Source organism: [Anoxybacillus] calidus (assembly GCF_013760845.1).
GTDB classification, from domain to species: Bacteria; Bacillota; Bacilli; order Bacillales; family Anoxybacillaceae; genus Paranoxybacillus; species Paranoxybacillus calidus.
In genome coordinates this window covers 155356-174835 of the sequence record NZ_JACDUU010000004.1, presented here as the reverse complement: position 1 = coordinate 174835, position 19480 = coordinate 155356, and the positions used below count along the sequence as shown (strand labels likewise).

General features: G+C 38.4%; 20 protein-coding genes. 14 read left to right on the top strand and 6 right to left on the bottom strand.

The genetic code is table 11. The features are described 5' to 3' along the window. Positions 1-18: 18 nt before the first annotated feature. The 4 genes from HNQ85_RS09795 (at position 19) to HNQ85_RS09780 (ending at position 4519) form a co-directional block, all read left to right on the top strand. Positions 19-1008 (top strand): class I SAM-dependent methyltransferase, encoded by a 990-nt coding sequence (locus HNQ85_RS09795; protein WP_181537569.1) that lies wholly within the window; start codon positions 19-21, stop codon positions 1006-1008. Between the two features lie 309 nt (positions 1009-1317). Then, complete coding sequence (locus HNQ85_RS09790; protein ID WP_181537568.1) at positions 1318-2511, top strand: acetate kinase; 1194 nt, start codon at positions 1318-1320, stop codon at positions 2509-2511. A gap of 458 nt (positions 2512-2969) precedes the next feature. Next, a complete protein-coding gene (locus HNQ85_RS09785) occupies positions 2970-3677 on the top strand; it encodes an ABC transporter permease subunit (protein ID WP_246326838.1) in 708 nt (235 codons plus the stop codon). 98 nt (positions 3678-3775) lie between these two features. After that, positions 3776-4519: an ABC transporter permease subunit gene (locus HNQ85_RS09780; protein ID WP_246326837.1), complete on the top strand. Its 744-nt coding sequence runs from the start codon at positions 3776-3778 to the stop codon at positions 4517-4519. A 228-nt stretch (positions 4520-4747) separates the two neighbouring features. On the opposite strand, the gene HNQ85_RS09775 is transcribed toward HNQ85_RS09780, so the two are convergent. After that, positions 4748-6409: an acyl-CoA synthetase gene (locus tag HNQ85_RS09775; RefSeq protein WP_181537566.1), complete on the bottom strand. Its 1662-nt coding sequence runs from the start codon at positions 6407-6409 to the stop codon at positions 4748-4750. A gap of 334 nt (positions 6410-6743) precedes the next feature. Here HNQ85_RS09775 and HNQ85_RS09770 point away from each other — a divergent pair, with 334 nt between their 5' ends. Continuing rightward, positions 6744-7256: a MogA/MoaB family molybdenum cofactor biosynthesis protein gene (locus HNQ85_RS09770; protein ID WP_181537565.1), complete on the top strand. Its 513-nt coding sequence runs from the start codon at positions 6744-6746 to the stop codon at positions 7254-7256. 51 nt (positions 7257-7307) lie between these two features. Here the strand turns inward: HNQ85_RS09770 and HNQ85_RS09765 are convergent, their stop codons facing one another. Beyond that, entirely contained in the window at positions 7308-7622 is a 315-nt protein-coding gene (locus tag HNQ85_RS09765) for a hypothetical protein (protein ID WP_181537564.1), read from the bottom strand. 204 nt (positions 7623-7826) lie between these two features. Between HNQ85_RS09765 and HNQ85_RS09760 the strand changes: the two genes are divergently transcribed. From HNQ85_RS09760 to ald, 6 genes are all read left to right on the top strand, one after another. Beyond that, positions 7827-9032, top strand: a complete 1206-nt coding sequence (locus HNQ85_RS09760) for an argininosuccinate synthase (protein WP_181537563.1) — start codon at positions 7827-7829, stop codon at positions 9030-9032. Further along, positions 9029-10438: an argininosuccinate lyase gene (gene argH, locus HNQ85_RS09755; protein ID WP_181537562.1), complete on the top strand. Its 1410-nt coding sequence runs from the start codon at positions 9029-9031 to the stop codon at positions 10436-10438. The genes HNQ85_RS09760 and argH overlap by 4 nt, the downstream gene beginning before the upstream one ends. Positions 10439-10715: 277 nt before the next feature. Next, positions 10716-10874 carry a hypothetical protein gene (locus HNQ85_RS09750; protein ID WP_181537561.1) on the top strand — a complete coding sequence of 53 codons (159 nt, stop codon included), beginning with the start codon at positions 10716-10718 and terminating at the stop codon, positions 10872-10874. A 168-nt stretch (positions 10875-11042) separates the two neighbouring features. Beyond that, entirely contained in the window at positions 11043-11801 is a 759-nt protein-coding gene (locus HNQ85_RS09745; RefSeq protein WP_181537560.1) for an SDR family oxidoreductase, read from the top strand. Positions 11802-11853: 52 nt separating this feature from the next. Beyond that, positions 11854-12225 carry a hypothetical protein gene (locus HNQ85_RS09740; RefSeq protein ID WP_181537559.1) on the top strand — a complete coding sequence of 124 codons (372 nt, stop codon included), beginning with the start codon at positions 11854-11856 and terminating at the stop codon, positions 12223-12225. Between the two features lie 132 nt (positions 12226-12357). Then, positions 12358-13479, top strand: coding sequence for an alanine dehydrogenase (gene ald, locus HNQ85_RS09735; protein WP_181537558.1), 1122 nt, complete (start codon positions 12358-12360; stop codon positions 13477-13479). Positions 13480-13595: 116 nt separating this feature from the next. Here ald and HNQ85_RS09730 read toward each other — a convergent pair whose 3' ends face one another. Further along, positions 13596-14690, bottom strand: a complete 1095-nt coding sequence (locus HNQ85_RS09730) for a M24 family metallopeptidase (protein ID WP_181537557.1) — start codon at positions 14688-14690, stop codon at positions 13596-13598. Positions 14691-14847: 157 nt separating this feature from the next. Here HNQ85_RS09730 and HNQ85_RS09725 point away from each other — a divergent pair, with 157 nt between their 5' ends. Next, on the top strand, positions 14848-15528 hold the full coding sequence (locus tag HNQ85_RS09725) for a metal-dependent hydrolase (RefSeq protein ID WP_181537556.1): 681 nt from the start codon (positions 14848-14850) through the stop codon (positions 15526-15528). Positions 15529-15767: 239 nt separating this feature from the next. After that, complete coding sequence (locus tag HNQ85_RS09720) at positions 15768-17081, top strand: CBS domain-containing protein (protein WP_181537555.1); 1314 nt, start codon at positions 15768-15770, stop codon at positions 17079-17081. A gap of 41 nt (positions 17082-17122) precedes the next feature. Here HNQ85_RS09720 and HNQ85_RS09715 read toward each other — a convergent pair whose 3' ends face one another. Beyond that, positions 17123-17434 (bottom strand): YtpI family protein, encoded by a 312-nt coding sequence (locus HNQ85_RS09715; RefSeq protein WP_181537554.1) that lies wholly within the window; start codon positions 17432-17434, stop codon positions 17123-17125. 157 nt (positions 17435-17591) lie between these two features. On the opposite strand from HNQ85_RS09715, the gene HNQ85_RS09710 reads away from it, so the two are divergent. Further along, positions 17592-18536 carry a DHH family phosphoesterase gene (locus tag HNQ85_RS09710; RefSeq protein WP_181537553.1) on the top strand — a complete coding sequence of 315 codons (945 nt, stop codon included), beginning with the start codon at positions 17592-17594 and terminating at the stop codon, positions 18534-18536. Between the two features lie 34 nt (positions 18537-18570). Here the strand turns inward: HNQ85_RS09710 and ytrI are convergent, their stop codons facing one another. Further along, the gene (ytrI, locus tag HNQ85_RS09705) at positions 18571-19074 is read right to left on the bottom strand and encodes a sporulation membrane protein YtrI (protein WP_181537552.1); all 504 of its coding nucleotides are present in this window, start codon (positions 19072-19074) and stop codon (positions 18571-18573) included. Continuing rightward, on the bottom strand, positions 19071-19412 hold the full coding sequence (locus HNQ85_RS09700; RefSeq protein ID WP_181537551.1) for a YtrH family sporulation protein: 342 nt from the start codon (positions 19410-19412) through the stop codon (positions 19071-19073). Before HNQ85_RS09700 ends, ytrI begins: the two co-directional genes overlap by 4 nt. Positions 19413-19480 lie beyond the last annotated feature (68 nt).

Genomic DNA, 19480 nt, shown 5'->3' with positions numbered 1-19480 from the left:
TTGAAAGGTGGAAAAAAAATGAGCACACCAGTTGAACGATTATTTATGCTATTTGACCGTACTGCAGCGATCTTACAAGAAGAATTAAAATGTTCCTATTTAGAAGCCGTGGCCGAAACAGGAGAAAACTTATTTCATGAAGATGTTTTACAAGAAGAAGTAAGCGAATTATCGCAAAAACGGCTTAAAAAAGAATATAAAGAAATTCAGCTTGAGACATTTACGAATGAAGAAATTCGCAAATCGTTTCAGCTTGCCGTGTTAAAAGGAATGAAAGAAAATACGCAGCCGCATCATCAAATGACCCCAGATGCTGTTAGTTTATTTATCAGCTATTTAGTTGGCAAATTTACTGCGAAACATCTTGCTTTAACTATTCTCGATCCGGCTGTTGGGACTGCTAACTTATTAACGACTGTCCTAAACCATTTACCGGGCAAACAAGTAAAAAGTTATGGGGTTGATGTTGACGATTTATTAATTAAATTAGCGTATGTCAACGCTAATTTACAAAAACATCCTATCCAATTTTTTAATCAAGATAGTCTGCAGCCGATGTTTGTAGAGCACGCGGATGTTGTCGTTTGCGATTTGCCGGTTGGCTATTATCCACATGATGAAAATGCATCCCGCTTTGTTTTAAAGGCAGAGAAGGGGCATTCATACGCGCACCATTTGTTTATTGAACAAAGTTTGTATTATACGAAAGAAGGCGGCTATTTATTTTTCCTAATCCCGAATTCGTTATTTTCCAGCGATCAAGCTGCCGAGCTGCACACCTTTTTAAAAGAACAGGCTGTCATTCAAGGATTATTACAGTTACCGCTGTCGATGTTTAAAAATGAACAAGCTGCGAAAAGCATTTTTATTTTGCAAAAGAAAGGTTCAAACGTAAAAGCGCCAAAAAAGGCGTTGCTTGCAGAGTTGCCGCGCTTTTCGAATAAACAAGTCATGCAAGCAATGATGCGAAAAATTGATGAGTGGTTTGCAAGCGAAAAAAATCAATAAACTAAAGGGACGAGGCTGGTCCATAAGCGTCTGACCTCACGCCTAATCCTCCATAGCGTTCTTATCTAATGTTATGTCCTATATAGGAGGGGGCTGAGGTTTTGCTTTAGGGCAGCCTCTTTTTTTGATATTTGATATTTCAGAATATAAAAATATATCGATTAAGCGGTTTTTTTATTGATATCGTACTTGAAAAGATTATTAAATGGGGCGTAAAATGAAGAAGGTATATTGAAATTTGTCGAATTGTCTACAATATGATTAATGAAAACTTTTTTAGTGTAAAACCTAAAGGAGCTGTTTAGAAAGATGTCAAAAATTATTGCAATTAACGCCGGTAGTTCTTCACTCAAGTTTCAATTGTTTGAAATGCCTAGTGAAAAAGTGTTAACGAAAGGTCTAGTGGAGCGTATCGGCTTTGAAGACGCGATCTTTAATATTACGGTAAACGGCGAGAAATTGAAAGAAGTAAAGTCAATTCCAGACCATGCAGCTGCCGTTAAATTGTTGCTTGATAAATTAATAACGTTAGGAATCATTCAATCATTTGACGAAATTGATGGAATTGGACACCGTGTTGTACATGGCGGTGAGAAATTTAGCGATTCCGTTCTTATTACGGATGAGACATTAAAAGAGATTGAAGAGCTATCAGAATTAGCTCCGTTGCATAACCCGGCAAACATTGTTGGTATTAAAGCATTCCAAGAAATCTTACCAAATGTTCCGGCTGTCGCTGTATTTGACACGGCGTTCCATCAAACAATGCCTGAACAATCATTTTTATACAGCTTGCCATATGAATATTATACAAAATTCGGTATTCGTAAATACGGATTCCATGGAACGTCTCATAAATATGTTACACAACGCGCTGCGGAATTGCTTGGCCGTCCAATTGAACAACTGCGCTTAATTTCATGCCACTTAGGAAACGGAGCAAGCATCGCTGCTGTTGAAGGTGGAAAGTCAATTGATACTTCTATGGGATTCACGCCGCTTGCAGGTGTAGCGATGGGAACACGCTCTGGTAATATTGACCCTGCATTAATTCCATATATCATGGAGAAAACGGGCAAAACGGCGGAAGAAGTTGTCGAGATTTTAAATAAAAAGAGCGGTATGCTCGGTATTTCTGGTTTTTCAAGCGATTTACGTGACATTGAAAAAGCAGCGGAAGAAGGAAATGAGCGTGCTGAGTTAGCGTTAGAAGTGTTTGCAAGCCGCATCCATAAATATATCGGTTCTTATGCAGCACGCATGTGCGGTGTCGATGCGATTATTTTCACAGCAGGGATTGGCGAAAACAGTGACGTTGTCCGTGCGAAAGTATTGCGCGGTCTTGAGTTCATGGGCGTTTACTGGGACCCAGCACTGAACAAAGTCCGTGGACAAGAAGCATTCATCAGCTATCCGCACTCACCGGTTAAGGTGCTTGTCATCCCTACAAACGAGGAAGTCATGATTGCCCGCGATGTAGTGAGATTGGCGAATTTAGCGTAATGTTCAGGCACCTTTGACAAAAAATTGACCTAAATCTAATAAAGCAACCTTCTCTCATGCGATCTATCATGGCATGAGAGAAGGTTGTTTTTTTATGCGTTTTACTTTGAACCGTTGGCATCATTAGTATTTCTCTTACTGTGTTGGGCTGGAAAGTATAAATTAGCGTAGGAAATGTTGTTTTTTCTTCTTAAATTATGAAGTATGTGAAATGATTGAATAGAAAATAATTTATTTAATGGAATATAATTGGAATTACTGTTATTATAATTGTTAGAAAATTTAGTTTTTTATAGAGGGGGATTTTGTTGATAAGAGCTATTTAATTAATCACCAGAATAGTGTTCGAATGTATTGTTGCAATCTTAGGTGTAGTTATGGTTAGCGGTTTGCCAATCTTATTTAATAATATCAATATAAACATGAAGGAATATGTTAAAACGTTAGGTTACATCATCATGAAACTTATTCAGCCGATAAATATTGTATATGGAGAGAATAGGAGAGTATTTCCGCAGATTCTTCTACATTATAGGGAATCGCTAATATTGTGTGTGTTAGCTATGATGCTGGCATTATTATTGGCATTTATGATAACGTATATTACGTTACTTTCATTCAAACGCTATATTGATAAGATAAAAATCGTATTAACTTTTTTGGAGTCTCTTCCTGATTTGTTCATTATTGTAACATTCCAATTAATCGTTTTGATCATATTTAAGAATACTGGATGGCTCATATTTAATCTTGCTTCTCTTGGTGATGAACGAAGTATTTTTTTACCTGCCATTTGTCTGAGTATTCCGATTTCTTTGTTGTTTGGGAGGCTGCTTTTACAACAGTATGAAAACGAACTTCGCAAATCATATATAGAATATGCGATATCTAAGGGATTATCCTTTTTCTATATCCTTAATAAACATGTATTAAGGAATGTTATAGTAGGATTATTTAGTTATTCTAAAACAATTGTTTGGTTTATGCTTTCCAATTTAATTATCATTGAGTATCTATTTAATGTGAATGGTATCACAACTTTTCTAATTGAATATCATACTTCGGAAGTTTTTGCGCTAGGGGTTTTATTATTATATATTCCTTTATTTCTATTTTATAAAATATATCATTTGCTTCTTCCACCGATGTTGAAAGGAGAGAAATAGATTGGTTCGTTTGTTAATTCGAGACAAGCTATTTATGCTAGGCTTTCTTTTTATAACTATTCTAATGATATTAAGCCTGCTAAATAGCATTTTAAACGATGGGAATGTTAGACAAGTCCCTATTCTTTTTGACAAAAACGGTTCCCCCTTTTGCACCTTCACTCCATATTCCTTTAGGTACGGATCGTAATGGTTATGATATGTTGCATATTATTATACAAGGCGCGAAATTTACAATAGGGATTGCTTTATTAATAACGATTTTACGCATAACTTTGTCCATAATGATAGGTGGAATTCTAGGTGTTTATTTTAAAAACTGGATTTCAAAATTTGAAACCTTCTTTGATAGTTTTACAGTCGTTCCGTTAACGTTAATTGCTTACTTTATTCTAATTAATGTTCTATGGATGCCGATTGACGGATTTCCTCATCCTTTTTGGAAACGAGCTGCGTTTGAAGTTTTTGTCCTCACTGTATTAGCTATTCCTACATTAGCGTTTTATATCGCAAATGATATACGAAAGGTATTTACGGAGGAGTTTATCCAGGCAGCAAAAATATTAGGTGGTTCTAAATTTCATATACTAAAAGTACACGTTGTTCCGCATGTGGTTGAAAATTGGGTTTTATTGTCGATTCAACAATTTATTCAAGTATTAATGATTATGGCTCACTTAGGAGTACTACAATTATTTTTTGGGGGTACATTTGTTGACTATACATATCAAGATCCACCGAAAACTATTTCTTATGAATGGTCTGGGTTAATTGGAGACAGCTATCAAGTTTTAAATATAACTCCTTGGATTTCGATAGTTCCAATTGTATTTTTTCCCTAACTATTATATCAGCTCAGTTTATGTTGAACGGAGTGAAGAGAGCATTTGCATACAAAAAAGGGCAAAAAAAATATTAAAAATAATCAAGTAAGAATGAGAGAACAATTAAATACAGAGAAAAACGATTTTCCCCATATAAGAAATTAAAGCAGAAGAAGTGTCAGCTGCAAAAGCATGGCACTGCTTCTGCTTCATTAATGAAGAACGAATCTTATTTTGGTTCCGATTTTATTGCAAATTTTTATTTTTTTCTATCTCTTGGTTTCGAAGGATGAATCGTTGAATTTTACCGCTAGTCGTCTTAGGTAATTCAGTTACGAATTCAACTTCACGAGGGTATTCATGTTTCGAAAGGCGATTTTTAACAAACAGGGAAAGCTCTTGTGCTAATTCATTTGAAGGTGTAAATCCGTCTGCCAGCACAACAAAAGCTTTGACTATTTCCCCTTTCAATGGGTCGGGTTTTCCAACAGCGGCTGCCTCTACTACAGCCGGATGCTCGAGCAGACAACTTTCGATCTCAAAAGGTCCAATTCGATATCCCGCACTTGAGATAATGTCGTCAGCTCTACCTTGAAACCAAAAATACCCATCTTCATCCTTGAAGGCTAAATCACCTGTTAGGAACCACTTTCCAATCATTTTCTCTGAAGTCTTCTCAGGATCTTTCCAATATCCTTTAAAAAGATTTGGGATTGAATCGGTATTAAAAGCAATTTGTCCAACATTTCCATCAGCTACGGGAACACCTTCGTCATCGAGCAATGCAACTTCAAAACCTGGTAAAACAAATCCCATTGAACCTGGACGAATCTCCATATCAAGCGCGTTGAAATTACCAATTAGCATTAAAGTTTCAGATAACCCATACTGATCATGCACTGTGACTCCGAGATGCTTTTCGAAAAACCGTATCACTTCAGGATTAAGCGGCTCCCCTGCAGAACTCATTGCCCGTACATTAATATTGTATTTGCGGATTACTTCTGAACCTGCTGCCGCCATCGCACGATAGGCCGTAGGAGCATACGCAAAATTCGTTACATTATATTTTTCCATAAGAGAATAATAGGAATCTGGTTTGAATGGTCCTTCGTAAAAAACAATCGGAACCCCAAAACTCATTGGTGCAAACGTACAGAAAATCAGCCCATAAGCCCAGCCAGGATCTGCACCGCCTAAGAATATATCATCGTCCCGTAGATCGATGGCATACCGCATATAAGGATAAATATTAATGATCATATTGTGTGACCACATGGCTCCTTTAGGCATACCGGTAGAACCTGATGTATACTGTATTGCTAACAGATCATCTACTGTCATTTCTTCTGTTCGATGTTCAGTAGATTCGAGTGTAAGCGTTTCCCAAAAAGGCAAATCGTTTGGATACATAGTTCCATCAATTACAAAAATGTGCTCAAGTGAGGGAACCTTTTCTCGTGAAGGTAGTTTGCTTCGTTGATTTTGATTAGTTAGAATCACCCTAGCTTCAGAATGATTGATACGGTATTCAATCGCTTGTGGACCAAATGCTGTAAACAGTGGGACATAAACTGCTCCAATTTTCCAGGCAGCTAAAATATAGACGATAAGTGCTGGATTCTTTGGAAGCAGTGCGCAAACCCTGTCTCCTCTCTTGATTCCGAGTTTACGAAACACATTGGCCAGCTGGTTAGACCAGTCGCGAAGTTCACGATATGTGATAGTCTGTTGATTGCCAAACTGATCCTCATGAAATATGGCGATACGTGAGGGATCTTCTGCATAGCGGTCACATACTTCGTGGGCAACGTTGAAACGTTCACGAGGATTCCAGTGATAGTGATCGAATACTGCTTCCCAAGAAAAAGAGGAAGTTAAAGAAGAATAATTCATTGTTTTTAACATATTCATCCCTCCGATGTGGATTAATGGATCGATTTTCTGTAGTCAAACGATTCTTTGAAATACTGATACCAACCAAAGGTTAATAGTGTGAGTTCCTATTAACTAGAGTTATCATCCTCGTAAGCAACAATTAGTATGTTGTATATGTTCCTCCCTTCGTAAAAGTAATCATTGTTAAGCATTAATTTACTTAATATTAATAATAGACGTAAATAATAGAATATTCAATATATTATCCGTACCGTTCATGGTCTTTATTTCTTAAGATATTCTGAAAAGGTGGACATAGTTTTGTTGTATACTAAAATAAATTTTAATAGAAAGGTGAATACATATGAGCGTTACAGAACATAAAAAAGAAGCTCCGCGCAGTGTAAAATGCAAAGTCATTACGATTAGCGATACAAGAACAGTTGATACGGATAAAAGCGGAAAGTTAATGGTGCAACTGTTACAGGAAGCGGGGCATGAAGTGGTTGACTATGAAATTGTGAAAGATGAAAAAACGGCGATCCGGGAAGCGATTTTGGCTGGCTGTGCGAATCGAAACATTGATGCGGTGTTAACAAACGGCGGAACGGGAATCGCCAAAAGAGACGTAACAATTGAAATCGTAAAAGAAATCATTGAAAAAGAAATCGTTGGCTTCGGCGAGTTGTTTCGCATGTTGAGCTATACAGAAGATATTGGTTCCGCGGCGATTTTATCAAGAGCGATTGCTGGTGTTGCCAACGATACTGCGATTTTTTCTACTCCTGGATCCACTGGGGCGGTGAAACTGGCGATGATAAAATTAATTTTGCCAGAGCTTGCACATGTAATCCGCGAAATCAGAAAAGATTTGTAAAAGCAAAAGGCGGCTACAGAAATGAACGCCGCCTTTTAACCCAAAATCACCCTATTGATGCATTCGTGAAGACACGGTTTGATTCATTCGGTACCAAATCCATAAATCATTAATAATGGAAGCTAATTCGGTAATTTCCGAATTTAATATACATGATTTTGAAAAATCATTTTCTTCTCCAAGCTCTGCTTGCTTTTGATTAATGATCCCTTCAAGTTCGACAATTCGGTCTGGGATTTTGCCGCGAATTTTCTCCCAATGAAGTAATATGGCGTGTTGTTCGGATTCACTATATTCCTCCCACTCTTTTTCTAGTTTAGGAAGTGGAATGCCTAAACGTTCATCGTAAATAAACAGATGCTCCATTTTTAAACCCCCATCTCCATTACATATTTCCATTGTACAAAAAAGTCAGAAAAAGAACCATTTTTGCATGTTAGTATTTTTATACTTTTTTGTGAATAAGTATTGAAATTTTATAGAAAAGTTGATAAAGTAAAGCTATGTTTTATGAATAAATATTAATTATCAAGTATATTTATGTGAATTGTAGGGAAGGGGAGGAATACTATGGCGAATCCGAAGATTGTGTTAGCTTATTCTGGTGGTTTAGATACATCTGTTGCAATCAAGTGGCTTCAAGAGCGGGGGTATGACGTGATTGCGTGCTGTCTCGATGTTGGTGAAGGAAAAGATCTCGATTTTATTAAGGAAAAAGCACTGAAAGTTGGAGCGGTTAAGTCTTATGTGATTGATGCTAAAGAGGAATTTGCGAATGAATATGCACTCGTAGCACTACAAGCCCACACGCTTTACGAAGGAAAATATCCACTTGTTTCTGCGTTGTCTCGCCCGTTAATTGCGAAAAAATTAGTGGAAATCGCCGAGCTTGAAGGAGCGGTGGCGGTCGCGCACGGTTGCACAGGGAAAGGAAACGACCAGGTCCGCTTTGAAGTATCGATTAAAGCGTTGAATCCTAATCTTGAAGTTGTCGCTCCTGTACGTGAATGGAGCTGGTCGCGTGAAGAAGAAATTGAATATGCGGAAAAACATAACATTCCGATTCCAATCGATTTGGACAGTCCATTTTCCATTGATCAAAACTTATGGGGACGAAGCAACGAATGCGGCATTTTAGAAGACCCTTGGGCAGCTCCGCCTGAAGAAGCATACGAATTAACAGTGACGCTTGAGGATACGCCTGATGTCCCAGAAATCATTGAGATCAGTTTTGAAAAAGGCGTGCCAAAAACATTGAATGGAAAAGAATATTCGCTTGCTCAGCTGATTCTTGAGTTAAACGCCATTGCCGGAAAACACGGCGTTGGTCGCATTGACCATGTGGAAAACCGCCTTGTCGGCATTAAATCTCGTGAAGTGTACGAATGTCCAGGGGCAATCACATTAATTAAAGCGCATAAAGAGTTGGAAGACTTGACACTTGTGAAAGAAGTAGCGCACTTTAAACCACTCATCGAACAAAAACTGGCGGAAGTGATTTACAACGGCTTATGGTTCTCGCCGTTAAAAGATGCGCTTCTAGCATTCTTAAAAGAGACGCAAAAGAATGTGACAGGCGTCGTACGAGTGAAATTGTTTAAAGGTCATGCGATTATTGAAGGACGTAAATCTGAATTCTCGTTATATGATGAAAAATTGGCGACTTATACAGCAGAGGATGAGTTTGACCATCAAGCAGCTGTCGGCTTTATTTCTCTATTCGGCTTACCGACAAAAGTGTACAGCATGGTCAACAATAAGAAGGTGAACGTGTGAAAAAACTTTGGGGCGGACGTTTTACGAAAACAGCGGAAGAGTGGGTCGATGAGTTTGGCGCGTCGATCCCTTTTGATAAAGAATTAGTCGAAGAAGACATTGAAGGAAGCATTGCGCATGTGACGATGCTTGGCGAATGTGGCATTTTGTCAAAAGAAGACGTGGAGAAAATTCAATCAGGATTGCTTATTTTACTGGAAAAAGCGAAAAAGCAACAGCTTGAGTTTTCTATAGCGTATGAAGATATTCACTTAAACATCGAAAAAATGCTTATTGACGAAATTGGACCAGTCGGCGGAAAACTGCATACGGGACGAAGTCGTAATGACCAAGTCGCCACAGATATGCATTTATATTTGCGAAAGCGAGTCAATGAAATTATTGAACTAATTAAAGAGCTGCAAACAGTGCTAGTGGAAAAAGCGGAGAAGCATGTTGAAACAATTATTCCCGGCTATACTCACTTGCAGCGGGCACAGCCTGTTTCATTTGCACATCATTTAATGGCTTATTTTTGGATGTTTGAACGTGATCGTGAGCGTTTCACTGAATCATTAAAGCGCATTAATAAATCGCCGCTTGGAGCAGGTGCTTTAGCTGGGACCACATTTCCGATTGATCGTCAGTTAACGGCTGAGCTTCTCGGTTTTGACGGAATGTATGAAAACAGCATTGATGCGGTAAGCGATCGTGATTTTATCATTGAGTTTTTAAGCAATAGTTCGATACTTATGATGCATTTATCGCGCTTTTGTGAGGAGTTAATTCTTTGGTCAAGCCAAGAGTTTCAATTCGTTGAAATGGATGATACGTTTGCAACAGGAAGTAGCATTATGCCACAAAAGAAAAATCCAGATATGGCTGAATTGATTCGCGGCAAGACCGGACGGGTGTACGGAAACTTATTTGCCTTGTTGACAGTAATGAAAGGAACGCCTCTTGCTTACAACAAAGATATGCAAGAGGATAAAGAAGGAATGTTTGATACTGTAAAAACAGTGACAGGTTCTTTGAAAATTTTCACTGGCATGATTGCGACAATGAAAGTGAATACCGCTGTCATGGAAAAAGCAACGAAACAAGATTTCTCCAATGCGACTGAACTAGCTGATTACTTGGCAGCAAAAGGAGTACCGTTCCGCGAAGCACATGAAATTGTCGGTAAATTAGTATTAACATGTATTGAAAAAGGGATTTTCTTAGCTGATTTACCGCTTACTGACTATAAGGAAGCATCGGAATTGTTTGAAGAAGACATTTACGAAGCTTTGAATCCGTATACAGCAGTTAATCGCCGCAATAGCGCAGGAGGCACAGGATTTACAGAAGTGAAGAAGGCGATTGGAAAAGCAAAAAAGCGGTTGGATGAAAAGGACACAGATAACAATGGGGATAAGGAAAGATAAAAAGGGGACAATCCGTTGAGTAAGTTTTTGCCTACTGGATTGTCCTCTTGTTTTATTCCTTTTTAATTCTCACAACAGGCATTGATTGCGCTTAGCAATCAAATGCTCATTCGGCTTTTTTTGATCCATCTAATGCCACTAAATTTTTCTTATGAGTTATATCCATTTTCTCCTGGATATTGGATATAAGTGTTATTTCTGCTTACAGTATAGCATTAGCCAAAACAAAAAAGACTAAGTGCGTAATGATATTTTTGTGAAAAAAGGAGTGAATGGAATGCCGAGAGAACGTGAAATTTTATATTATGACGAAGAAGCAGCATTGGAGATTAGTCAGCAAATCGCAAGTGCTTACCACAGTGGCATGGTTGATCGGGAGTTAATTGAAAATCCACATTATCGCAAAAAGGAACAACAGACTCTTGAGCTTGATTAAGCTAAAATCGCATTAAAGTACTATACACATTACGTACCATATATTATAGTTATAGGGGCTGACACTTTGTTTTTTGAGTCAGCCCGATTTTTTTTAAACAAAAAATGTTGTTATCGTGTTTTTTATAGTAAATTAGAGATATAAAGAGAGTATAGGGAGGCGTTTTTTGTGCGGCATGCCCTCATCACTGCTGGAACAAAAGGATTGGGAAGAAAAGTAACAGAAAAGCTGCTCGAAAAAGGATACTCTGTGACTGTCAATTATAGAAGTGATGAGAATGCAGTCCAGTCATTAAAAGAAAAATACCATCATCTCTCAGAACGGTTGCATTTTGTTCAAGGAGATGTAACGAAAAAAGAAGATTTGTATCGTTTAGTAGATGAGGCTTTCAATCGTTTTGGCAGAATTGATTTTTTAATTAATAATGCTGGTCCTTACATTTTTGAACGAAAAAAATTAGCTGACTATGAAGATGATGAATGGTATGAGATGATTGAAGGAAATTTAAGCGCGGTATTTCATTTGTTTAAAAAGACGATTCCGATTATGAGAAAGCAACGGTTTGGACGTATCATTACATATGGCTTTCAAGGAGCGGGAAGCGCACCAGGCTGGCTCCATCGTTCTGCATTTAGCGCGGCAAAGGTCGGGCTTGTTTCATTGACGAAAACGATTGCTGTGGAAGAAGCAGAATATGGCATTACGGCTAATATGATTTGCCCTGGAAATATTTTAGGAGACATGAAAGAAGCGACGATTGCGTATGCTAGACAATTTAAAGATGAAATGACACCGATTGGCCGTTCTGGCACAGGGGAAGATATTGCGCGTGTTGTCGCGTTTTTATGTGAGGAAGATTCTGATATGATTACAGGTACGGTAATAGAGGTAACAGGTGGATTAGATGTCATTCATCGATATCGATAATGTGAATATTTTTCCAAAAATCACCTCATTCTAATGGATGAGGTGATTTTTTATGAGAAAATATGTCTTTTTGTTGATTATATGGTCATTTTTGTTAGCCCCGATTGTTGGTGCAGCTGATTTTCACAAAGGAAGTTTGTTTAAAATCAAACTTGTTGCTGATCATCAGGAAGTAGAATGTGAATATACATTTCCGTCAAATTATATGTGTAAAACAAACGGGAATGAACTGGAAGACAGACAAGCAAGGAAACAACTGCTGTTATTTTATCAACAGCTTCATCTTCACCGTGGAGTAAAGGCAGAAGAAATGGTTGCTTATTTACAACAGAAAGGATATAAAAATATTCAGCTTTTAGATGTGCGTTGGCTGGATGATCATGGACGTTTATTTACATGGATATGGGAGAAAGATAATGATTGAACCAATCCCATTCTCCCTTGGTTTAGAAGCGGAAGTCATTTCAACGATTTAAGATAAATTTCACGTTTATTAGTTTCAATATCAAACTGTTATGGATATTCTATAAAAAAGCAAGAATTTAGGAGGAAACTCATGGAAATTGGTGTTCCAAAAGAAATAAAAAATAATGAAAACCGTGTTGCGATTACGCCGGCTGGAGTGATGACGTTAGTTAAAGCAGGACATGAAGTGTATATCGAAAAAGATGCCGGAAAGGGGTCAGGATTTTCCGAAGAAGAGTACGTAGCCGCAGGGGCAAAAATTGTTGAAACAGCGGAAGAAGCATGGTCCATGGAGATGGTGATGAAAGTAAAAGAACCGCTTCCAGAAGAATATCGTTATTTTCGTGACGGCTTGATTTTATTTACGTATTTGCACTTAGCGCCAGAACCGGAGTTAACGAGAGCTTTAATTGATAATAAAGTAGTCGGTATTGCTTATGAAACGGTACAGCTTTCGAATGGTTCGCTTCCGTTGTTAATGCCGATGAGTGAGGTAGCGGGACGAATGTCAGTACAGATTGGTGCACAATTTTTGGAAAAGACAAAAGGCGGAAAAGGAATTTTGCTTGGAAGTGTGCCAGGAGTAAGACGCGGTAAAGTGACAATTATCGGCGGTGGCGTAGCGGGAACAAACGCGGCCAAAATGGCAGTTGGTCTCGGTGCAGAAGTGACGATTATCGATTTAAATCCGGATCGGCTTCGTCAGTTGGATGATATTTTCAGAAATGACGTGACAACGCTCATGTCGAATTCTTATAACATTGCCGAATCGGTGAAAGATTCTGATTTAGTGATTGGCGCTGTGCTTATTCCTGGTGCAAAAGCACCTAAGCTTGTGACAGAAGAAATGATTCAATCGATGACTCCGGGTTCAGTTGTCGTTGACATTGCTATTGACCAAGGAGGCGTTTTTGAAACAACCGATCGAGTGACAACTCATGACAATCCAACGTATGTAAAACATGGGGTTGTTCATTATGCCGTTGCGAATATGCCTGGTGCTGTTCCTCGTACATCGACATTGGCATTGACAAATGTAACGGTTCCGTATGCGCTGCAAATTGCCAATAAAGGGTATCAAAAAGCATGTTTAGATAACCCGGCATTGTTAAAAGGAATTAATACGCTAAATGGATATGTCACCTATGCAGCCGTGGCAGAGGCTCATGGCTTGGCATATGAGGACGCGAGAACATTATTGGAACAGATGTAATATAAAAGAGGCTGTTTGAAAAAGGTTGAACCTCACGCACCATCACAATAGTCAATGTACGATATATGGTGGTTGTGAGGTCTAACCCTTGCTTTTGAGACAGCCTCTTTCGATCTTTATATAATCTGAAGTTCTTTTGGATATTTCGTTAAAATTTCTACTCCGTCTTTTGTAATAAACACATCATCTTCAATTCGTACACCACCGATAGCAGGAACATAAATGCCTGGTTCGATGGTGAAGACCATTCCTTGTTGTAATGGCATTGTGTTTGTGCTATTCATGGATGGGTATTCATGAACGTCGATGCCTAATCCATGGCCGACACGATGTGTAAAATATTCACCGTATCCAGCTTGTTCAATGACCGTTCTTGCTGCTTTGTCAATTTGGCCAATTTCTATGCCTGGCTTGCAAGCGTGAATCGCTGCAATCTGTGCTTTTAATACCGTTTCATAAATTTCTTTTTGTTGTCCGTTTGCTTCACCGAAAGCGACCGTTCTTGTAATATCGGAGCAATAGCCATCAAGTACAACTCCTAAATCAAATAACACGAAATCTCCTTTTTTAATCGGAGCTAAACCTGGTACTCCGTGAGGAGCCGCTGTTTTTTCACCTGTCAACACCATCGTTGCGAATGACATTTCTCTTACGCCTTTTTTCTTTAATTCAAACTCGATTGCCGCAATAATCTCCAATTCGGTTTTTCCTTCGGCGAGTGCTTTCACTCCTGTTTCAACACCGAAATCGGCAAGTTCTGCTGCCTGGCGTAAAATCGCAATCTCTTTTTCATCTTTGATCATTCGTAACTCTCTTAATTTTTCCTCGACATTCAAGAATGAGGTATCTGGAAAATAAGTATGTATTTGTTCATAGCGTTCCATTGTTAAATGGCTTTTTTCAACGGCAATTTTACTAACGTGAACTTTCTGATTGTTTATATACTTAGAAACGAGCTCCCACGGATTGTCGATATCACTATAACCGATGATGTGGTAGTCCCAGCCCGCTTGCTTTGCTTGCAATACTTCCATTTGTGGACAAACTAAAATAGGCTCTTTATCTGGAAAAGCGATTAAAGCAAGCAAACGTTCATGAGGATCGCTATAGAAATTGCTTAAATAAAAAACGTTTGGTGTTGATGTGATAAAGGCAAAGGAAATGTCGTTTTCCTTCAACCAAATAGAAAGATTTTGCAACCGTTGATTCATTTTTTTCACATCCTTTTATTGATTATTTTACTTTCAGAGTATCAAGAATTGGCTTACGTGTAAACTGATTGACGGACATAATTAAAAAGAAGGAAATGGGCAATCAACGTCGAAACGTTATAAACGGGAATTTTAGCAAAGAAAGGGGAGACTTGCATTGAAGCTTACATACCATGGTCATTCTGTTGTCAAAATTGAAACAGGAGGCAAAACGATTTTTATTGATCCGTTTATTACAGGAAATGGAGCAACGGATTTAAAAGTTGAAGATGTAAAAGTGGATGTTATTTTATTGACTCATGGACATAACGACCATGTCGGTGATACGGTCGACCTTGCTCTTCGCAATAATGCGCTTGTCGTTGCACCTTATGAATTAGCTACTTATTTGAGCTGGCAAGGAGTTCATGTTCATCCGATGCACATTGGCGGAGCACATCAGTTTGAGTTTGGGAAGGTAAAATTAACACAAGCATTCCATGGTTCCAGCTATATTGATGAAAATAAACAAATTATTTATACAGGTATGCCATGTGGAATTTTGTTCTCTGCTGAAGGAAAAACCATTTATCATGCGGGAGATACAGCATTGTTTTCTGACATGAAGCTCATCGGTGAGAGAAACAACATTGATGTTGCGTTCTTACCAATTGGTGACAACTTTACAATGGGGCCGGAAGATGCGGCGTTAGCTGCTGAATGGCTTCGTGCGAAGACGGTTGTGCCGATTCATTACAATACGTTTCCTGTCATTGAACAAGATCCAGAAAAATTTGTTGCCATGTTAAATGAAGGGGTAGGAAAAATATTAAAAGCAGGAGAGAGTATCGAACTTTAACGACAGGCAGGGGCTGACTCATAAGTGTCTGACCTCACGCGTACTCCACCATATATAAACTCATTTATCTAATATGATGTTCTATATATTGTGCTGTGGGGTCTGACACTTTGATTTTGGAGTCAGCCTCTTTTTTTGTCAGAAACTAAAAAATGGTACATATTGTATGGTTTCATTGAATCCACTCTCATTCATCTTTATAATGGAAATAGACATCATGCTTAGAGGGTGAAGAAAATTTGGCAACAAAACATGAGCAAATTTTACAATATATTGATAGCCTTCCGGTTGGAGAAAAAATTTCTGTTCGGCAAATTGCAAAGGAAATGGGTGTAAGTGAGGGGACGGCATATCGGGCGATTAAAGATGCCGAAAATAAAGGATATGTAAGTACGATTGAGCGTGTCGGAACGATTCGAATTGAACGAAAAAAGAAGGAAAATATTGAAAAACTAACTTATGCAGAGGTTGTTAACATCGTTGATGGACAAGTTCTTGGAGGGCGTGAAGGGCTTCATAAGACGTTAAATCGCTTTGTGATCGGGGCAATGAAATTAGAAGCGATGATGCGTTATACAGGAGCAGGTGATTTATTAATAGTTGGCAACCGCATAAAGGCGCATCAACTGGCTTTGGAAGCAGGAGCAGCCGTTTTAATTACGGGCGGCTTTGATACAGAGGAACATGTCAAAAAATTAGCTGACCAATTGCAACTGCCCATTATTTCAACAAGCTATGATACGTTTACAGTTGCAACGATGATTAACCGCGCTATTTACGATCAGTTGATTAAAAAAGAAATCGTTCTTGTCGAAGATATTTTAACACCGCTAGAAAAAACGGTATATTTACAAGTTTCGGATAAAGTGGATAAATGGTATGAGCTAAATGAGGAAACGAATCATGGACGTTTCCCGGTAGTGGACCAACAGCTGAAAGTGCAGGGAGTTGTAACTGCGAAAGATATAATGGGGAAAGATCGTCAACTGTCGATTGAAAAGGTAATGACAAAAAACCCGATTACTGTGAGCGGAAAGACGTCGGTTGCTTCTGCTTCTCATATGATGGTATGGGAAGGAATTGAAATATTGCCTGTTGTTGATGATAACAATCGTTTGCAAGGTATTATAAGCCGTCAGGATGTTTTAAAAGCGTTGCAAATGATTCAGCGTCAGCCGCAAGTCGGCGAGACCATTGATGATATTATTACGAGCCAGTTTCTTGAAATGGAAAGCGAACAAAAAGAAGAAATATTTCGTTGTAGGATTACGCCGCAAATGACAAACTATTTAGGTACGCTGTCATATGGTGTGTTTACGACGATTGTTACAGAGGCGGCAACTCGTGCTCTTCGTCTTTACAAAAAAGGAGATTTAGTGGTAGAGAATATTACGATTTATTTTATTAAGCCGGTACAAATCGATAGCACGGTTGAGATTAAACCAAAATTGTTAGAAATTGGTCGGAAATTTGGAAAGGTAGATGTCGAAGTTTATAACGAAGGAATGGTTGTTGGCAAAGCTATGATGATGTGCCAATTAATTGACCGCTAGAAAAGTGGGGCCGCCTGTACATGAAGAAAAAACGGGGAAGATTAAACCCCGTTTTTTCCTAATTGTTTCGCTTCTTCAATGACAAGAGGCAAATAGTATTTATAGGCACGAACTCCTGCCCATGCACTGCCACCGCCAACGAGCAAGAAAATGATGCCAACAATTAGTGAAATAGTTGTTTGGTGAATAAAAAATTGATTAATGGCAAAGAAAAAGACGAACGCTCCAAGGGCAATGCTCGACTTGGCAGAAATCCAACGGCGTTCCATCGGGCGGTTGCTACGAAAATATTTTAGTTTGTAATAAACGTAAAAAGCGAGCGAAAAAATGATTAAAATGACAAATGCAGGCATATGTAAAACCTCCATGTTTAGTCTCTTTCCTCATTGTACAAAGAAATGTTGCAGAATTCTAGCCATGTACTGTTTTTAGGAAGTAGAAAAATGCTCTTCATATAAACCGTATGATATGCTTTAATAAAAGAAAATTCATTTAAAAGAGGAGAAAAACATGAAAGAAAAAGTGTTGCAAATTTTAGAGGCAATTAAACAATTTGACACAATTATTATTCACCGTCATGTTCGACCTGATCCTGATGCTTATGGATCACAAGGAGGGTTAGCAGAAATTTTAAAAGCGTCTTTTCCTGAAAAAAATATTTATACAGTAGGAAAAGAAGAAGAATCACTGAACTTTTTAAGAAGAATGGACCAGATTCCAGATGAAGCATATGAGAATGCTTTAGTTATCGTCTGTGATACAGCTAACCAAGAACGGATATGCGACCAGCGTTATAACCTTGGGAAAAAGTTGATTAAAATTGATCATCATCCAAATGAAGATGCATATGGTGACATTTTATGGGTCGATACAACAGCAAGCTCTTGCAGTGAAATGATTTATGAGTTTTATTTAATGGGAAAAGAGCATGGATTAGTTATGACAAAGACAGCGGCCCGCTTAATTTATGCGGGGATTGTTGGGGATACAGGACGTTTTCTTTTCCCAAGCACGAATCCAAAAACGTTTAAATATGCAAGCGAACTTATTGAATATGGTTTTTCGTTTACAGAGTTATATGAAGGATTATACCGTACGAAGTTAAATGTTGCTCATTTAAGCGGGTATGTGTTGCAAAACTTTAAGATATCTGAATCAGGTGTCGCTTCTATGATTATTTCCAAAGACATTTTAAAAGAGTATGATGTATCTCCTTCAGAAGCGTCCCAGCTAGTTAGCATTCTCGGCAATATTGAGGGAATTGTAGCGTGGGTGTTTTTTGTCGAAGAAGACGATCAAATTCGTGTTCGTCTTCGCTCAAAAGGCCCTGTTATTAACGAAGTAGCAAAGAAATATAAAGGCGGTGGCCATCCATTAGCGGCTGGTGCGTCTATTTATTCATGGGATGAAGTCGATAACGTGCTTGCCGATTTAGAAGCTGTTTGCAGGGTCTGACCCTCACTACTTCACCGCGTTAACGTAGTGGGGGTCAGACCCCTTGTTTTATTTTTAAGTCGATTGATAATGTGGTAAATAGAAATAGTTCGGATATTTCTACTTTGTAACGTCGGTCATCGATTTCAAATATTTTATTTTCAATCGCTTTTTTTAACAGGTCTTTGCTTTTATATACCGTTTCAATATCTTTGGCGATTAGGTGATCGATATCGTTTTTTACGCTTTCTTCAATGCGAAATTTTGTATAAGAATCGAGTTTATATTGTTCGGCATTAATAATGTTGATTTTAATATCTTGAATCGTTAACTTCTTTTTATTCTCTTTGTTTAATTGAATATAATCTTGCTGCCAAATTTGAATATCGTTTTTCAAATCAACAATTTCTTCTTTTAACCCAGCAATTTTACGCACCTGTTTTTCCTGTAAAATCCCGAATAACTGCAAAAATACAAGCCAGCTTATGACGGCACCTATAGCCATTCCGGCGAAAAAGCGTTGCCACGTTTTATCGTGGTGATAAGGGGGAATTCTCATGAGGAGATGTGCTCCTGCGTGAGCCATGTAATAATGATGAAACCTGTTTGCGCTCCGCCGATAGCTGAGAGAATAAGAAGAATTTGTTTGACAATATCGCGGGTTTCTCCTTGGAAAAGACCGCGTTCTACGCTGTAAAACGTGTCAAACGTTCCGCCGATGGCTGAAATAAGGGCCCAAATTTTTAAACTCTGTGCAAAACGGTATATGGTTGCTAGAGGCGGCTCACCTGTCAAAAATGCACCGAATCCTCCGATTAACGCCCCGCCTAACAACACTCCTAAAGCGATAAAATAGCTTTGAATAAAAGCTGGTAAAAACGCCATTTTCATCTCCATTGTCACTCATTCCTTTCACTAATAATATGTATATGGACAATCACGACGAAGTATGTTTTGCTTTTAAA

What these genes read in the sequence shown, in the direction of transcription:
- HNQ85_RS09710 (WP_181537553.1), top strand. Translation starts at nt 17,592, where the DNA reads ATGAAAGAAAAAGTGTTGCAAATTTTAGAGGCAATTAAACAATTTGAC.
- HNQ85_RS09780 (WP_246326837.1), top strand. Translation starts at nt 3,776, where the DNA reads ATGGGAATGTTAGACAAGTCCCTATTCTTTTTGACAAAAACGGTTCCC.
- HNQ85_RS09750 (WP_181537561.1), top strand. Translation starts at nt 10,716, where the DNA reads ATGCCGAGAGAACGTGAAATTTTATATTATGACGAAGAAGCAGCATTG.
- HNQ85_RS09730 (WP_181537557.1), bottom strand. Translation starts at nt 14,690, where the DNA reads ATGAATCAACGGTTGCAAAATCTTTCTATTTGGTTGAAGGAAAACGAC.
- HNQ85_RS09715 (WP_181537554.1), bottom strand. Translation starts at nt 17,434, where the DNA reads ATGCCTGCATTTGTCATTTTAATCATTTTTTCGCTCGCTTTTTACGTT.
- HNQ85_RS09700 (WP_181537551.1), bottom strand. Translation starts at nt 19,412, where the DNA reads ATGGAGATGAAAATGGCGTTTTTACCAGCTTTTATTCAAAGCTATTTT.
- HNQ85_RS09785 (WP_246326838.1), top strand. Translation starts at nt 2,970, where the DNA reads ATGAAACTTATTCAGCCGATAAATATTGTATATGGAGAGAATAGGAGA.
- HNQ85_RS09770 (WP_181537565.1), top strand. Translation starts at nt 6,744, where the DNA reads ATGAGCGTTACAGAACATAAAAAAGAAGCTCCGCGCAGTGTAAAATGC.
- HNQ85_RS09760 (WP_181537563.1), top strand. Translation starts at nt 7,827, where the DNA reads ATGGCGAATCCGAAGATTGTGTTAGCTTATTCTGGTGGTTTAGATACA.
- HNQ85_RS09795 (WP_181537569.1), top strand. Translation starts at nt 19, where the DNA reads ATGAGCACACCAGTTGAACGATTATTTATGCTATTTGACCGTACTGCA.
- HNQ85_RS09775 (WP_181537566.1), bottom strand. Translation starts at nt 6,409, where the DNA reads ATGTTAAAAACAATGAATTATTCTTCTTTAACTTCCTCTTTTTCTTGG.
- ald (WP_181537558.1), top strand. Translation starts at nt 12,358, where the DNA reads ATGGAAATTGGTGTTCCAAAAGAAATAAAAAATAATGAAAACCGTGTT.
- HNQ85_RS09790 (WP_181537568.1), top strand. Translation starts at nt 1,318, where the DNA reads ATGTCAAAAATTATTGCAATTAACGCCGGTAGTTCTTCACTCAAGTTT.
- ytrI (WP_181537552.1), bottom strand. Translation starts at nt 19,074, where the DNA reads ATGAGAATTCCCCCTTATCACCACGATAAAACGTGGCAACGCTTTTTC.
- HNQ85_RS09765 (WP_181537564.1), bottom strand. Translation starts at nt 7,622, where the DNA reads ATGGAGCATCTGTTTATTTACGATGAACGTTTAGGCATTCCACTTCCT.
- HNQ85_RS09740 (WP_181537559.1), top strand. Translation starts at nt 11,854, where the DNA reads ATGAGAAAATATGTCTTTTTGTTGATTATATGGTCATTTTTGTTAGCC.